We start from the raw sequence: 15,953 nt of genomic DNA, 5'->3' as shown, positions 1-15,953 counted from the left end.
CGTCTAAGACGGCCCGCCATTTTTTGCATGAGATTCGGGGGCCGTCTTAGACGGCCGCCATTTTTTACACGACATTCATGGGGGCCGTCTTTGACGGCCTGCCGGTTTTCGCAGGATAGTCAGTCCATACGGGGGAACGCGCCGCCGTATCTGGAAGGGAGAAGCGCCCCGTGCCGCACTGGCTGCAACTGATGCTGGAATCATTACCGACGCTGCTATGGGCGGCGCTGATCTTCACCGTGCCGCTGACGCTTTTGTCCTTCGCGCTCGGGCTCATCGCCGGACTGGTGACGGCGCTGATCCGGCTGTTCGGCCCGAAGCCGCTGGTCGCGCCGGTGCGTTTCTATGTCTGGATCTTTCGCGGCACGCCACTGCTCGTTCAGTTGTTCCTGATCTTTTACGGCCTGCCGTCGGTCGGCATCCTGCTCGATGCCTTTCCCGCCGCGCTGATCGGCTTCACGCTCAACATCGGCGCCTACAGCTCCGAGATCATCCGCGCCGTTATCGGCTCGGTGCCGAAGGGCCAGTGGGAGGCGTCCTATTCGATCGGCATGACCTGGAGCCAGGCGATGCGGCGCACCATTCTGCCGCAGGCCGGCCGCGTCGCGGTGCCGCCGCTCTCCAACACCTTCATCTCGCTGGTCAAGGACACCTCGCTGGCGGCGGCGATCACGGTGCCCGAGATGTTCCAGGCCGCGCAGCGCATCGTCGCCACCACCTATGAGCCGCTGATCCTCTATGTCGAAGCGGCGGCGCTTTATCTCGCATTGAGCTCGGTGCTGTCAGCGCTGCAGGCACGGCTGGAGGTGCGGCTCAACCGCTATGGCGGGTTCCTGGAGGCCAACGCATGATCGGCCTCACCAACATCGAAAAGCGCTTCGGCGACAATCTGGTTCTAAAAGGCGTCACCGTCAGCCTCGACGAGGGCAGCGTTACGGCGCTGGTCGGCCCATCGGGCGGCGGCAAAAGCACGCTCTTGCGCTGCATCAACTTGCTGGAAATCCCCACCTCCGGTTCCTTGCGTATCGGCGACGAGACGCTTGCGTTCCATCCGGGCGTCAAAGTGCCGGCCAAGGATATCCAGCGCATCCGCCTGCAGACCGGCATGGTTTTCCAGAATTTCCAGCTCTTCCCGCACCGCACAGCGATCGAGAATGTCATGGAAGGGCTGGTGACGGTGCTGAAATGGCCCGAGCCGAGAGCGCGCGAGCGGGCGCTGGCGCTTCTCGAAAAGGTCGGCATGGTGCACAAGGCCGACGCCTGGCCGGCGACGCTGTCCGGCGGCCAGCAGCAGCGCGTAGCGATCGCCCGCGCGTTGGCGCCATCGCCGCGCGTGCTGCTCTGCGACGAGCCGACCTCGGCGCTCGATCCCGAGCTGGCGCAGGAAGTGGTCGACGTACTTGGGCAGCTAGCCCGCGAAGGCACGACGATGGTGATGGCCACGCATGATCTGAGGCTCGCCTCCAAGATCGCACAGGAGGTCGTCTTCCTCGATGCCGGCTCGATCGTGGAGAAGGGCCCGGCTTCGGTTGTCTTCGACAATCCGGAGCGCGAGCGGACCAAGCGATTTATAGCTTCGCTGAGGCAAGAAGAGGCGCAGAAGGAGTCCGGCGGCGAGGGATCAGGTGCGATTTCTTCGTAGATTTGCACTGCCCCTCATTGCCCTGCCGGGCCTTTCTCGCCGTATAGTGACGGGGAGAAAAACGCCGTCACCAATGATTTTGCCAACTCTCGACGTGCAGAATGAGCGCCGAGGCTGCAGCATCTCCCTTCTTCCCGTCACTGTGGGGGAGAAAGTGCCGGCAGGCGCATGAGGGGCGGCGCTGACTTCTAACAGTGCTCCGGACACTCAAAAGCGAAAAGGCTCAGGCAGCTTCTTCCTGCTCGGCTTCCTCGTTGTCGGCCTTGGCCCCGCGCTTCGGGCCCTTGTTGAGGTTGACCTCGATGAGGCGCACCGCCTCGGTCTCCGACATGCGGTTCACCGCGGCGATCTCGCGGGCCATGCGGTCGAGCGCGGCTTCGTAGAGCTGACGCTCGGAATAGGACTGCTCGGGCTGGTTGTCGGCGCGATAGAGGTCGCGCACCACTTCCGAGATCGAGATCAGGTCGCCGGAGTTGATCTTGGCATCATATTCCTGGGCGCGGCGCGACCACATGGTGCGCTTGATGCGGGCGCGACCCTGCACGACCTTGAGCGCGCGGTCGACATAGTCCTCTTCCGACAGCTTGCGCATGCCGATCGAGGTCGCCTTGGCGACCGGCACCTTCAGACGCATCTTGTCCTTCTGGAAATCGATGACGAACAGTTCCAGCTTGTGACCCGCAACTTCCTGCTCGTCGATCGCCACGATCTGACCGACGCCATGCGCCGGATAGACGATGAATTCGCCGGTCTTGAACCCGTGGCGGGCCGCGTTGGACTTCTTCTGCGGGGTGATCGTTGCCATTACGCCCTGAACTCCTTAGTTGTGCAGCCGGCATCATGCCGACTCGAAACCCATGGGGCCGGCGATAGCCGACCAATAGCCGCGCAACAGGGATGAACCCACCGGAAAAGCAGGGACCGGCATATCGCACGAATGCGACCGCCTGCCCCAGATCGCTCTGGTCCGGATCTAAAAGCTCACCTTTCAGTGATTTGGGGCGTTAGCGCCATAAATCGACGTTGTGTCACCGGCATGTTTGGTTGATATAACACAAAAAGTCGGAAGAATCAAGGTTTTGCTGCATTCGCTAACGGCAAGCGGCAGCGCTGCCTGTCAAGGCAGCAATTGTATCGGTCCCGTCACGTCGCGTCATGCCGGTGTTGCTGGCCGCTATATCAATCGCCTTCGCCGGGCTCCGCCGAAAAATACTTTTCGAACTTTCCGGTCTCGCCGTCAAAGGTCTTGGCGTCGGCCGGCGGCTCTTTCTTGGCGGTGATGTTGGGCCATTTCTCGGCGTATTCCGAGTTGATCTGCAACCATTTGTCGAGACCACCCTCGGTGTCCGGCTTGATCGCGTCGGCCGGGCATTCGGGCTCGCACACGCCGCAGTCGATGCACTCGTCGGGATGGATGACGAGCATGTTCTCGCCCTCGTAGAAACAGTCGACCGGACAGACCTCGATGCAGTCCATATATTTGCATTTGATGCAATTGTCGGTCACGACATAGGTCATTGCAGGCTCCGGAACGTCCCATTTTGTTGGGCTTTTTGGCTGAGGTAACGCCTTTGCCCGCCGCATGCAAGGGCAGGGATTGCCGGCGGAGCCGGGCGGTCCGGAATGGAATTCCGGCCGGAATGGCACATCGAGGGCACCCAGCCTGACCCTTGCGCGTTTTTTCTGGAATTGCTCCGGCCGCGCCACCCGGGCCGATCATGTCTCAATCATCGCCGAGCAGACGGTCGGTCTGCCGGCGCTCGCGTTTGGTCGGGCGGCCGCTACCGGCCTCGCGCAGCGCCGGAATGGCGTCCGGAACTGCCTCGCCCTTGGGTGTCGGCGCCGGCGACATGTCCTCGTAAAGCAGCCGCGCTTCGTCGGCCGGGCCGCGTCGCGTGCCGCAATTCACCACCTTCCAGACCAGGATACGGCCCTCGAGCGTGATGGTGAGCACGTCGCCGGGTTTGACCAGATCCGAGGCCTGCGCTGCTTTGTCGCGATTGATCCGCACGCGTCCGGCGACGACGACCTTCGCCGCCAGGGAGCGCGACTTCACCGCGCGCGAGAAGAACAGCCATTTGTCGATGCGCTGGCGGCCTTCTCCAACCATCGCGGCTAGCTTTGTTGGAGCATGATCTTATCCGAAAACCGGTTCCCACTTTTCGCTGATGCGGTCGCTCGGTTCGGGATCATGCTGTCTTTTTGTTGGAGCATGATCTTGCCCGAAAACCGGTTCCCACTTTTTGGGATCATGCTCGAACCTATTTCTTCAGCTGGTCGCGCAAGGCGGCGAGCTTGGCGAAGGGCGAATCCGGATCGAAGCGCTGCGGGCGCTCCTCGCGCGGCTTGCCCTGGAAGGCCGGCTTCCCGCCAGAAGCGTTGCTACCGCTCTGAGCGTTACCCTTGCCGCCCTGCCTGTTGCCCTTCCAGTCGGGCCGGCCCTCACGGCGGCCTCCCTCGTGGCGATCCGGGCGCTCGCCTTGCGGCCTGCCTTCGCGCCGGTCGCCTGCATCCGGCCTCGGCTTGAACTTCGAGCGGTCGAAGCGCGGCTTGCCGGCGCCGTCGCGATCCTCATGCGCCGGCTTGTCACCGGGCTGGCCGCCTCCGGCGCCTGCCTCGCGTGCGGGCTGGCCACCGCGCGGACGATGGTCACGGCGGTTGTCATGACGGTGACGCGGACGCTGATGGTCGAAACGCGCCTGACGCCACAGGAGCACAGGTTTTGGTTCCTCAGCTTCGGCTGGCGCCTCGCCGGCACTATCCTCGCCCTCCTGGGGAAGGTCGGCGCTATCACCCCCACCCGCGTCGCTTCGCGCCGCGACCTCCCCCATCGAGGGGGAGGTAAGGGCGTCGGCGCTTTCGGGCGCTGCCGTAATGTCCACCGTTGCGATGTCTTCCACCGCGGGAGCCTCTTCCGTAACCTCGGCCGGAACTTCTGCCGGCTGTCCCGCGAAAGATTCCGCTGCCACTTCCGCGGTGGCTTCAGCCGGAGCTTCGGCGGCAGCCGGCTCCGAGCCCTCGACCGTTGCCTCCGCGGCCGTATCAGTTGCCGCGGCTTGCGCCTCCGTCGCCTGCGCAGCGCGCGTCGCTTCTTCCGCGGCGAGCTTGGCCGCGGCCGCTTCGCGGGCGGCGGCGTCCAGCGCGTCGAGCTTCGCCTTCACCTCGGCGGCCGGCTTGGCCTCCGAGCGATAGCCGAGACCTTTCAGGATCTCCTCCATGTCGTCGGCCGTGGCGCCGAGGATCGACATCATCGGCGGCGTCACCATGAAGGAGTGACCGTCATAGGCGCCGTCCGGACGCTGGCCGAGGCCGGGCTTCCAATTGGTCGCCGGGCGGATGAGGTCGGCAAGCCGCTCGAGGATATCGACGCGTACGGCGCGGCGGCCGAGATTGCGGTAGCCGGCGAGCTTGTAGAAGGTCTTGTCGAAGGCCGGGTCGATGACCACAGAGGTGCGGCCGGAGGCCAGCGCATGCACCACGTCGCCGAAGCCCGGCTTGTCCTTGCCGTCGTTCTTGAGCGCCCAGAGCAGCGTCACCAGTCCCGCCGGCGCCGGCTTGATCAGCGCCGGCACGAAGACATGGTAGGCGCCGAAGCGCACGCCGAGGCGGCGCAATGCGGCACGGCCTTCCTGGTCGAGCGACTTCATCTCTTCCGCGATGTCGCGGCGATTGATCAGGCCGAAATGCTCGACCAGCTGGAAGGCGATGCCGCGCGCGATGCCGGTGATCTGGTCGGCGTTCTTCAAGTCGACCAGCGGCTTCAAAAGCGACTCGATCTGGAAATTGACGAAACGCTCGGCGCGCGCCGCGACCTTGTCACGGGCAGGGCCGGTCAGCTGCTCGTCGGCGAGCAGGACCAGGCGCGGCTTCAGCGCCTCGTCGCCGGCGACCAGCGTGCCGATCGGCGCGCCGATCCAGCGCAACACGCCGTCGGAGCCGAGCGCCAGGTCGCCATTGGCGCAGGCGGCAAAGCGTTCGGCGCGCGCGTCGAACTCGGCCGCGAGCGCCTTCTGGGCGGCGGTGCGCACCGCCTTGGCGTCCTCGCCGCCGGCGCTCTGGTCGGCGGTGAAGCGGAACCCTTGCAGCTCGCCGACATGATGACCTTCGACGAGGACGGTTCCGGTAGGGCTGATTTCGGCTTCAGGCATGGTATTTTCTCTAAGGCGCCGCATGAGGACGGAAGTCCTGCGGTCTACGAAGCGTTTCGTCAACCGCTCATGCAGCGCATCCGACAATCTGTCTTCGATTTCGCGCGTCTTTTCCTGCCAGTGTAGCTGATCGGCCAGCCAGCCCGGCCGGTTGGAAACGAAAGTCCAGGTGCGGATCTGGGCGATCCTGTGCGACAGCGTGTCGATATCGCCGTCGGTCGTGTCGGCGCGCCGCACCTGCTCGGCCATGTAATTCTCATCGACATGGCCATGCCGCGCAAGGTCCATATAGATGGAGGCGATGAGGTCGGCATGCTGCGCCGGTGCGATCTTGCGGTAGTCGGGAAGCGCGCAGGCTTCCCAAAGCAGCGCCACGCGCTCCTTGCCGGTGGCCAAAGCGCGGATGTCGCCATCGCGCGACAGGTGCTCCAGGGCCTGGGCATCCACCGCCGGCAACGCACGGGTCAAGCCTTCGACCGGCGCATTGGACTCGGTCGAGCGCTTCAGCGCATCCAGGCTGGAAAAGTCGAAATCGGCGGTGCGCCATTGCAGCACCTTCACCGGGTCGAAATCATGCGCCTCGATCTTTTTGACCAGGTCCTCGTCGAACGGATCGACCTGGCCGGTGACGCCGAACGTGCCGTCGCGCAGATGGCGGCCGGCGCGGCCGGCGATCTGGCCGAGCTCGGCGGCGGTCAGGTTGCGGTATTGATAGCCATCGAACTTGCGGTTCTGGGCGAAAGCGACGTGCTCGAGGTCGAGGTTCAGCCCCATGCCGATGGCGTCGGTGGCGACGAGATAGTCGACGTCGCCGGACTGGAAGATCTCGACCTGCGCGTTGCGGGTGCGCGGCGAGAGCGCGCCGAGCACGACGGCAGCACCCCCCTGCTGGCGGCGGATCAGCTCGGCGATCGCATAGACTTCGTCGGCCGAGAAGGCGACGATCGCGGTTCGCCGTGGCAACCGGGTGAGCTTCTTCGAGCCGGCATAGGCGAGATGCGAAAGCCGCGGCCGCGTCACCACGGATACACCCTTCAGCAGTTTCTGCAGGATGCCGTGCATGGTGGCGGCGCCCAGGAGCAGCGTCTCCTGGCGGCCGCGCAGATGCAGGATGCGGTCGGTGAAGATATGGCCGCGCTCGAGATCGCCGGCGAGCTGCACCTCGTCGATGGCGACGAAGGCGGCGTCGGTCTCGCGCGGCATCGCCTCGACGGTGCAGACCGAATATTTCGCGCCGGCAGGCACGATCTTCTCCTCGCCGGTGATCAGCGCCACCTTGTGGGCACCGACCTTTTCGCAGACGCGCGCATAGACCTCGCGGGCGAGCAGCCTCAGCGGCAGGCCGATGATGCCGGTCCCATGCGCGACCATGCGCTCGATGGCGAGATGGGTCTTGCCGGTATTGGTGGGACCCAACACGGCCGTCACGTCGCGGCCCGAAAGGATCAGCGGCTGGGAGCGTTTCGGCTGGATGTTCATCGGCTCGGAATAGTGTTTCTGCCGCTTTTGGTCGGAGGCGCGGCGGGCGCCGCCGCGTGTGACAGCCGACACATAGGGATTTAGGGCGCCGAGCGAAAGCGGAATGTTCTTTTTGGGAGCTGACAGGAGTGGACGAGCCGGTCAAAACCGGCTGCCGTTAATAGCTGGAACGAGTCTGGAACGAATCAGCGACGAATCGGTGACGCACTCTGATTCAGGTTTTGTTCACGGCTACATGTGGATTTTTTGACGATGAGTCTCACCACATGCTGAATCGGGAGATTGGCCCAATTCATGCGTGGCCTCCGCTGAAGCCATGCCGTCATTAACCTTTGCCGGCGAATGGTCGCGGTGGACTCGAGGGCGCCGCCAAAATTATGAAATTGTTGATCTTTCTTAACGGCTTTTCATGATCTGGGTGAGGTTTTCGGTCTTTGCAATTAACTTTTCGGTCAAAGCCAGAACGAATCGGCGACGAATCAGAGATGCACAAACTTTCCCGGTTTGTTCACCGCTAGATATGGTGTTATCCACAGCTTGCCCACCGAGGATTCACAGCTTGTCAGAGGGGTTGTGCACAGAGCTGATCTCGGCCGTTAACTTTTGCGTGCCGAATTGAGGCAAGGTGTCGCGCCGGCCTTGCCGAAGGACAGAAAAGGCGGCTCCGGTGCAGGAGCCGCCTTGGCGACAATGGGGTGTCGGGCGAAGTACCGGAGTGTCAGACGAAATACTGGCCGCCATTGGCGGTAATCGTCGAGCCGGTGATGAAGCCGGCCTCGTCGGACGCCAGGAAGACGACGCAGCGCGCGATCTCTTCCGGCTCGCCGAGGCGGCCGACTGGGATTTGAGCGATGATCGACTCCCGCACTTTTTCCGGCACGGCCATGACCATGTCGGTGGCGATGTAGCCGGGGCAGACGACATTGATGGTGATGCCGGCGCGAGCCCCCTCTTGAGCTAGCGCCTTCGTGAAGCCGATGTCGCCAGCTTTCGAGGCCGAATAATTGACCTGGCCCATCTGGCCCTTCTGGCCGTTGATCGAGGAGATGGTGATGACGCGGCCGAACTTGCGGTCGCGCATGCCGCTCCACAGAGGATGCGTCATGTTGAAGACGCCGGAGAGGTTGGTGTCGATCACTTCCTTCCAGTGCGCGGGCGTCATCTTGTGGAACATGGCGTCGCGGGTGATGCCGGCATTGTTGACCAGCACGGAGACCGGACCGAGATCGGCTTCGACCTGCTTGATGCCGGCGGCGCAGGCCTCGTAGTCGGCGACGGACCATTTGTAGACCGGGATACCGGTCTCGGCCTTGAATTTCTGGGCCGCCTCGTCATTGCCGGCATAGTTGGCCGCGACCGAATAGCCGGCGTTCTTCAAGGCGACCGATATCGCAGCGCCGATGCCGCGCGATCCGCCCGTGACGATTGCTACTTTGGACATGAAGTTCCTCCTCCCTGGTGAATGGTCAATAGTGAATGGTGAATGGTCGAGACGGTCAACCTATCCGCCATTCACCATTTCCCATTCACCATTCACGCTTTTCTCAGAGCGCTTCCACGCACATGGCGACGCCCATGCCGCCGCCGATGCACAGCGTGGCGAGGCCCTTCTTGGCGGTGCGGCGGCGCATCTCATAGATCAGCGTGTTGAAGACGCGGGCACCGGAGGCGCCGATCGGATGGCCGATGGCGATGGCGCCGCCATTGACGTTGACGATCGAGGGATCCCAGCCCATGCCCTTGTTGACGGCGCAAGCCTGCGCGGCGAAGGCCTCGTTGGCCTCGACGAGATCGAGGTCCTTGACCGACCAGCCGGCCTTTTCCAGCGCCCGCTTCGAAGCCGGGATCGGACCCGTGCCCATGATCGCCGGATCGACGCCGGCGGTCGCCCAGGAGGCGATGCGCACCAGCGGGGTGATGCCGCGTCTAGCGGCCTCGGCCTCGGTCATCAGCAGCGCGCCGGCGGCGCCGTCATTGATGCCGGAAGCATTAGCGGCGGTGACCGTGCCGTCCTTGTCGAAGGCGGGCTTCAGCTTGGTCATGGCGTCGAGCGTCGCGCCATGGCGGATGTACTCGTCCTGGTCGACGATGGTGTCGCCCTTCTTGCCCTTGATCGTGAAGGCGACGATCTCGTCCTTGAACCTGCCGGCCTTCTGCGCGGCTTCCGCCTTGTTCTGCGAGGCGAGCGCGAACTCGTCCTGGGTTTCGCGGGTGATCTGGAACTGGCGGGCGACGTTCTCGGCGGTGTTGCCCATGTGGTAGCCGTTGAAGGCATCCCACAGGCCGTCCTTGATCATGGTGTCGATCATCTTGTAGTCGCCCATCTTGACGCCGGCGCGCAGGTGCTCGGCATGCGGCGACAGCGACATCGATTCCTGGCCGCCGGCGACGATGACCTTGGCGTCGCCGGTGGCGATCTGCTGCATGCCGAGCGCGATGGCGCGCAGGCCCGAGCCGCAAACCTGATTGAGGCCCCAGGCCGTGGTCTCCTTCGGCAGGCCGGCATTGATCGAGGCCTGACGGGCCGGGTTCTGGCCTTGCGCGGCGGTCAGCACCTGGCCGAGGATGACCTCGTCGACTTCCGCCGCCTCGACCTTCGCGCGCGCCAGCAATTCCCTGATGACGACGGCGCCGAGCTCATGTGCCGGCGTGGCGGCGAAACTGCCGTTGAAGGATCCGACCGCGGTGCGGGCGGCACTGGCGACGACGATGGAATTGGAAGCGGACATTTTCTTCTCCAGACTTCGAGGTGTCGTGTTTTAGGCTATCCTTGGAGACTTTCTTGCCGGTTCAAGCAGCCGAGTCAAACCGGAAATGGGCATGGCCGCCATGCGCGGCAAGCAGCGCCCGCGCCGGTTGCGGTAACATGCCGTTGACCGCGCGGCGGATTTTGTCATGGCCATGCAGCATTAAATGATGCCGCAGTGCACAAACCGCTTGGAATTGTGACGCTTTTGCGCGTATCCTCGATAAAGGGCGCAATCGTTACCGGCCGCTTACTCCTAAAGGTGCCGGTGTCCTGGGGAGGATACGGATGGCCGCAAAAGACGACCCGATCGTCATCAAGAAATATGCCAATCGCCGGCTCTACAATACCGGCACGAGCACCTATGTGACGCTCGAGGACTTGGCTGAGATGGTCAAGAAGGGCGAGGAGTTCACGGTCCAGGACGCAAAGACAGGTGACGACATCACCCATCCGGTGCTGACGCAGATCATCTTCGAGCTGGAGAACAAGGACGGGCAGAACATGCTGCCGATCCCGTTCCTGCGCCAGCTCATCTCCTTCTATGGCGATCAGATGCAGATGATCGTGCCGAGCTTCCTCGAACAGTCGATGATCGCCTTCTCCAAGGAGCAGGAGCGGTTCCGCGAGCAGCTCAAAGGCGCCTTCGGCAAGACACCGATCGACATGATGAAGACGCCGATCAAGGCGCTCGAGGAACAGACGCGCCGCAATGTCGAGATGTTCCAGAACGCCATGCGTATGTTCACGCCGTTCCCGCCCGCCGGCGGCAATTCCGCGGCCCCGGCCGAGCCGCCGAAGAAGGAAGAGAAATCCGACGATCTGCAGGAATTGAAGGCGCAGATTGCGGCGATGCAGCGCAAGCTGGACACGATGTCCTGACGGGTGTGCCGATATTCAGGTGAGGCCGGCCTGCGAACGGCGGCTTCCTGCGCTTCCGGTGCTCACGTACTTCAAGTACGCTCCGCTCCGGTTCTCGGAAGCCATCGTTCTCGACTCGGCCTGACCTGAATCTCGACACACCCTATCGCGTTTCACCTAAAGGCGAAGCGCCAAGCGCTTCACCCCGACGGCGAGGCGCTAAATGTTTGTTATCGGTCTGCCTCTATCCCGACCGGCCCGTCGTAACGGGCGCGCGGCCTGATCGGCCTGTTGCTGGTCACCTGTTCGACGGCATGCGCCGTCCAGCCGACGCTGCGGCCAAGCGCGAACAGGCGGAACGGTGCATCGGCCGGCAGGCTGAGGCTGCGCGTCATCGCGGCCAGCGCAAAATCGATGTTCGGATGCAGCCCGGTCGCGGCGAGCACGGCGTCGCGAAGATGTACGATCCCGTCATCGATCTCCAGGTCGGGCAGCAGCGCTTGGGCGCGCGGATCGCCTTCCGGATAGAGCGGGTGGCCGAAGCTTGGCAGCGGCCGGTCATGGGCGAGCCAGCGGGCAATCGCCTCGTCCGGACCCAGCCGCTCGGCATCCTCGACAAGCGTGATCGCCGCCGCGCCGGCGCCGCCATGGCGCGGGCCGGCCAGCGTCGCAAGGCCTGCGAGCAGGCAGGCGGCGACCGGCGCGCCGGTGGAGGCCGCGACGCGGGCGGCGAAGGTCGAGGCGTTGAGTTCGTGATCGGCCAAAAGCACCAGCGCCTTGCGGATGAGATCGGCGCCGGCGGCTTCCACCGACCAGCCCTGCGCCAGCCTGATATGCACGGGTTCGGAACCCGGCGCCGCGCCGAGCGCGGTTGCCAGCGCGCTGGTCGCGGCGGCGCCGTCCTGCTGCAGCATGGCCGGCCTGCGTCCGAGCGAGGACCAGCCTCCGGCGGCGAGCGCCGAGAGCCTGGCGAAGGCGGTCGGCGTGCCGCTTTGCCGGGCGGCCGAAGAGGTCAGCGAGGCGAACGATACCGGACGGTCGGAGGCCCACAGCAGTCCGGCGGTCTCCTCGAGTGTCGCCGTCGCCGAAAGCTCCACCGCATCCTTGCCGCGATAGATGAGACGGCCATGCAGCACCGTGGAGATTGACGTGGGAATCGCCGGCTCGCCCCAGGCGATGGCGCTTTCGGCGATCGCCTGGGGGCTCCTTCCGCGGTCGCGGCGCGTGGCGAGCGCGGCGATGTCGTCGGCGCGGTACTGGCTGCGGCGCGGGTCTGCGTCGTCCGGCTTCATGCCGATGCGGCCGCGGCTGACATAGGCATAAAGCGTCTGTGGACGGACGTTGAGCCGCTCAAGCGCCTCATCCCGCGTCAGCCATTCCGTCATTTGCCCGCCTTACATTGATTATCTTGATCAAGATTGATGCATTGATTGCACAGCATTAATTGTCATGCACAAAAGATCAAGGAGACGATCATGGCAAATGGGCTCGACGATGTTGTGGCGGCAGACACAGTGCTTTCCGATGTCGATGGTGTGGGCGGGCACCTCACCATCCGCGGCCATTCGCTGATGGAACTCGCCGGCCGCCGGCGCTACGCGCAGGTGGTGCGGCTGCTGTTCGACGGCTTCTTCGACGACCCTCCGAGCGATGCCGAACTGGAGAAGGCGATCGGCAAGGCGCGGGTTGAAGTATTTGATCGCGTGCAGCCGATGCTTGCCCAGCTTGCGCCGCTCGACATCTACAGCGGCATGAGGGCCGGCATGGCCGTCCTGCCGGATGGCGATAGTCTTGCCGATGCGCTCAGGCTGATCGCGGCGCCGGCGGTGCTGACGCCGGCGCTGCTGCAGCTTGGCCGGGGCGAGACGCCGGTCGTCCCCGACGAAAAAGCCGATCATGCGGGCGATATGCTACGGATGCTCTCCGGCGCCGCCTCGCCGGCGCTTGCCAAGGCGCTCGACAGCTATCTGGTGACGGTCTGCGACCACGGGCTCAACGCCTCAACCTTCGCGACGCGCGTGGTGGCCTCGACCCAGGCCGGGCTGACCTCGGCGATCCTGGCCGGGCTCGGCGCACTGAAAGGGCCGCTGCATGGCGGTGCGCCCGGGCCGGTGATCGAGATGCTGGACGCCATCGAGGCCAGTGGCGACGCCACGGCCTGGCTGCGTAAAGAGATCGCGCATGGCGAGCGCATCATGGGCTTCGGCCATCGCATCTACCGCGTGCGCGACCCGCGCGCCGACGCGCTGAAGGCGGTCGTGCGGCAGCTCGGCTCGCGCAGCGAAACCGGCAGCCGGCTGGCCTTCGCCGAGACTGTGGAGCAGGCGGCGCTTGAGGTGCTGAGGATCGCCAAGCCGCAGCGCTCGATCCAGACCAACGTCGAGTTCTATACCGCGCTTCTGTTGGAAGCGGTCGGCTTCCCGAAAGAGGCGTTCTCCAACGTCTTTGCCGCCGGCCGCGTTGCCGGCTGGATTGCGCACGCCCGCGAGCAGCAGGCGACCGGACGGCTCATCCGGCCGCAGTCGCGCTATGTCGGGCCGGTGCCCGATCTCGTGGCCTGAGAAGCAGTTCTTCGCCCCGCAAAGCGGTCCCACTTCGTAGGGCGAGGAAAGATCTCTCCGAAATTTCATCCGATCACGCTTGTGTGTTCGTGTTCTTGCCTTGGTACGCCCCTATATGCTGCACTGCAACATAGGCTGACTGCGCCGTCTCCGTGCAAAATGAGGCAGCGGTAGGCCGGCGCATCGAGACAAGGAACGCCATGGCGAAGAACGGCAAGGCGGAGGAAAAGAAGAAGATCAACATCGCGCTGCAGGGCGGCGGCTCGCATGGCGCCTTTTCCTGGGGCGTGCTCGACCGGCTGCTGGAGGATGGGCGGCTGGAGATCGCGGCGGTGTCCGGCACCAGCGCGGGCGCCATGAACGCGGTGGCGCTGGCCGACGGATTTGTCCGGGGCGGCGTGGAAGGCGCGCGCAAGAAGCTCGACGATTTCTGGCGGGCGGTGGCCTCGAAGGGGCGTTTCAGTCCGGTGCAGCGCATGCCGTGGGACGTGGTCTGGGGCAACTGGTCGATCGAGAATACGCCCGGCTATTTCTTCTTCGACACGATGTCGCGGGTGTTTTCGCCCTATGTCGCCAATCCGCTCGGCCTCAACCCGCTGCGCGATGTGGTGGCCAAGGAGATCGACTTCGGCAATGTGCACGCCTGCAAGTCGATGGAGCTGTTCATTTCGGCGACCAATGTTGAGACCGGACAGTTGCGCGTCTTCTCCGACGGCGAGATCGACCTCGACACGGTGATGGCCTCGGCCTGCCTGCCGCAATTGTTCCGCGCCGTCGAGATCAAGGGCGTGCCCTATTGGGATGGCGGCTATGGCGGCAATCCGGCGCTCTATCCGTTCTTCAAGACGGCGGCGACAGAGGACGTGCTCCTGGTGCAGATCAATCCGGTCGTGCGCGAAGGCACGCCGAAAAGCGCCAACGAGATCCAGAACCGCATCGACGAGATTACCTTCAACGCCGGGCTGCTGCGTGAATTCCGCTCGATCGCCTTCGTCAAGGAACTGATCGCGGCCGGACGCCTGCCGCATGGCGAATACCGCGACATCCGCATGCACCGCATCGATGCCGACGAGGCTTTCAAGGACCTCTCCGCGTCGTCCAAGATCAATGCCGAATGGGCTTTCATCGCCTATCTGCGCGACCTCGGCCGCAGCGCGGCCAGCGACTGGCTGGAAGAGAATTACGACGCCGTCGGCCAGCATGCCACGCTCGATCTTTCAGGCGAGCTCGACGACGGCTTCAAGCCGCTGCGCGGCCCGGCGCCCGGGCGTCGCGTCAAGGAGTTCCTGGCAGCGCGCATCAAGCCGGAATCCGCGCGCCGCCGCGCCTGATTGCAAGGTCTTGAACCCGCGAGGCCGAGACAGCGTGGACAGCGGCCGGTCCGTTGCGATCGCAGGGGACAAGCCGCTGTCAGAGGGCGGCGCTACTTCAGTGGCAGAAAGAGCTCGACGACAATCTCGGGCACCGAGAGCTCCGGAAGGAAGGACAGCCGTCGCTGGCAATAGATCGGAAAATCGCGTGCTTCCTCGCCGCTGGCCGGAAGCCATTCGCGATAAAGGTAGAGTGCTGCCGGCTCCAGATTGTTGGTGTTGCTGGGGTAGCGCAGCACGGCGCAGCGTCCGCCGGGAATCACGCCGGCCTTCATCTGCTTGTCGCCAGCGTCGATCGGCTGGTCGGTGCCGACGCAGATGTCCATGCTGTAGTCGGCTGCGACAGCGGGACATCTCTCGGACCGGAAGATGTTGAAGGTCGGGTTTGTCTCGGGCGACAGGCCGGCTGCCTTGCGCCAGGCAATGAACCGCTGGATGGTGTCGCCGAGCGCCGCCCGATCGCCGCGATGTTCCATGATCGCCACCGGGGTGGGAGGCATGTCGCGGATCGTTACGTCTTCCGGCGTAAAGATTATCTGCATGAGCTTTCTCCTGGCGTTGTCGAGAGGCCCGAAGGCCATCAGCCACGACCCCCAATCGGGAGATTTCCGGAACGACGAAGGCGATTGCCCGCAACGTTGACGAAAGGCGCGGGCGAAGGCATCCGGTGCGTCGTAGCCGGCATCCATCGCTATATCCGTGACGCTTTCGGCGTCCACATAGCCCAGCCGGGATGAAGCGCGCTTCATGCGGGCGAGCTGGATGTAACGATGCACTGACAGTCCGAAGGTCGCCGTGAACTGCCGGTGGAAATGATATTTCGAATAGGCTGCGACTCCGCTCAGCGCGTCCAGGTCCAAATCGTCGTCCAGATTCCGGTCTATGTGATCCAGCACCCGCTGCATCCTGGCATGGTGGTTATGAACCGCCGCCTTCATCATTTTATTCTCCGTGGCAGCACCAGCTAAGCCGCGCGGACATGAGGCGCTCGACCGATCTTGCGGTTTTTGTCACGAGCCGCACCATCGTCAAAGACCGTTTACGCACGCCCAATGAATGCATGAACAGCGAAAAGGGCTGATTGCGGACCAACGGCGTTCCTATGTGGTTGGCAGGTGCCAAGCGGCATATTTGAGGCGCTTGGAT

The 15,953-nt window shown here is 64.1% G+C and carries 13 protein-coding genes; 5 read left to right on the top strand and 8 right to left on the bottom strand.

Going from position 1 to position 15,953, the window contains the following annotated elements:
* Positions 1 to 170: 170 nt before the first annotated feature.
* Together LB553_RS03770 and LB553_RS03765 are read left to right on the top strand one after the other, a co-directional pair.
* On the top strand, positions 171 to 851 hold the full coding sequence (locus tag LB553_RS03770; RefSeq protein ID WP_224510778.1) for an amino acid ABC transporter permease: 681 nt from the start codon (positions 171 to 173) through the stop codon (positions 849 to 851).
* Positions 848 to 1,642, top strand: a complete 795-nt coding sequence (locus LB553_RS03765; RefSeq protein WP_224510777.1) for an amino acid ABC transporter ATP-binding protein — start codon at positions 848 to 850, stop codon at positions 1,640 to 1,642. Before LB553_RS03770 ends, LB553_RS03765 begins: the two co-directional genes overlap by 4 nt.
* A gap of 223 nt (positions 1,643 to 1,865) precedes the next feature.
* Here the strand turns inward: LB553_RS03765 and LB553_RS03760 are convergent, their stop codons facing one another.
* From LB553_RS03760 to LB553_RS03735, 6 genes are all read right to left on the bottom strand, one after another.
* Positions 1,866 to 2,447 (bottom strand): CarD family transcriptional regulator, encoded by a 582-nt coding sequence (locus LB553_RS03760; RefSeq protein WP_040991750.1) that lies wholly within the window; start codon positions 2,445 to 2,447, stop codon positions 1,866 to 1,868.
* Positions 2,448 to 2,821: 374 nt separating this feature from the next.
* Positions 2,822 to 3,160, bottom strand: coding sequence for a ferredoxin FdxA (gene fdxA, locus LB553_RS03755; protein ID WP_095767304.1), 339 nt, complete (start codon positions 3,158 to 3,160; stop codon positions 2,822 to 2,824).
* 205 nt (positions 3,161 to 3,365) lie between these two features.
* Positions 3,366 to 3,752 (bottom strand): RNA-binding S4 domain-containing protein, encoded by a 387-nt coding sequence (locus LB553_RS03750; protein WP_224510775.1) that lies wholly within the window; start codon positions 3,750 to 3,752, stop codon positions 3,366 to 3,368.
* 151 nt (positions 3,753 to 3,903) lie between these two features.
* Positions 3,904 to 7,269, bottom strand: coding sequence for a helicase-related protein (locus tag LB553_RS03745; protein ID WP_224510993.1), 3,366 nt, complete (start codon positions 7,267 to 7,269; stop codon positions 3,904 to 3,906).
* A gap of 718 nt (positions 7,270 to 7,987) precedes the next feature.
* Positions 7,988 to 8,710: a beta-ketoacyl-ACP reductase gene (locus LB553_RS03740; RefSeq protein ID WP_224510773.1), complete on the bottom strand. Its 723-nt coding sequence runs from the start codon at positions 8,708 to 8,710 to the stop codon at positions 7,988 to 7,990.
* 103 nt (positions 8,711 to 8,813) lie between these two features.
* Entirely contained in the window at positions 8,814 to 9,998 is a 1,185-nt protein-coding gene (locus LB553_RS03735) for an acetyl-CoA C-acetyltransferase (RefSeq protein ID WP_224510772.1), read from the bottom strand.
* A 305-nt stretch (positions 9,999 to 10,303) separates the two neighbouring features.
* On the opposite strand from LB553_RS03735, the gene phaR reads away from it, so the two are divergent.
* Complete coding sequence (gene phaR, locus LB553_RS03730) at positions 10,304 to 10,897, top strand: polyhydroxyalkanoate synthesis repressor PhaR (protein WP_224510770.1); 594 nt, start codon at positions 10,304 to 10,306, stop codon at positions 10,895 to 10,897.
* Between the two features lie 209 nt (positions 10,898 to 11,106).
* Here phaR and LB553_RS03725 read toward each other — a convergent pair whose 3' ends face one another.
* Positions 11,107 to 12,261: a citrate synthase gene (locus LB553_RS03725; protein ID WP_224510768.1), complete on the bottom strand. Its 1,155-nt coding sequence runs from the start codon at positions 12,259 to 12,261 to the stop codon at positions 11,107 to 11,109.
* A gap of 90 nt (positions 12,262 to 12,351) precedes the next feature.
* On the opposite strand from LB553_RS03725, the gene LB553_RS03720 reads away from it, so the two are divergent.
* Entirely contained in the window at positions 12,352 to 13,437 is a 1,086-nt protein-coding gene (locus tag LB553_RS03720) for a citrate synthase/methylcitrate synthase (RefSeq protein WP_224510766.1), read from the top strand.
* A gap of 200 nt (positions 13,438 to 13,637) precedes the next feature.
* Entirely contained in the window at positions 13,638 to 14,768 is a 1,131-nt protein-coding gene (locus tag LB553_RS03715; protein ID WP_224510764.1) for a patatin-like phospholipase family protein, read from the top strand.
* 92 nt (positions 14,769 to 14,860) lie between these two features.
* On the opposite strand, the gene LB553_RS03710 is transcribed toward LB553_RS03715, so the two are convergent.
* The gene (locus LB553_RS03710) at positions 14,861 to 15,745 is read right to left on the bottom strand and encodes an AraC family transcriptional regulator (protein WP_224510991.1); all 885 of its coding nucleotides are present in this window, start codon (positions 15,743 to 15,745) and stop codon (positions 14,861 to 14,863) included.
* Between the last annotated feature and the right edge of the window lie 208 nt (positions 15,746 to 15,953).

The organism is Mesorhizobium sp. CA8 (assembly GCF_020164955.1).
Classification (GTDB): domain Bacteria; phylum Pseudomonadota; class Alphaproteobacteria; order Rhizobiales; family Rhizobiaceae; genus Mesorhizobium.
Note: the sequence above shows the minus strand (reverse complement) of the source record. Positions and strands in the feature narration are given on the sequence as shown.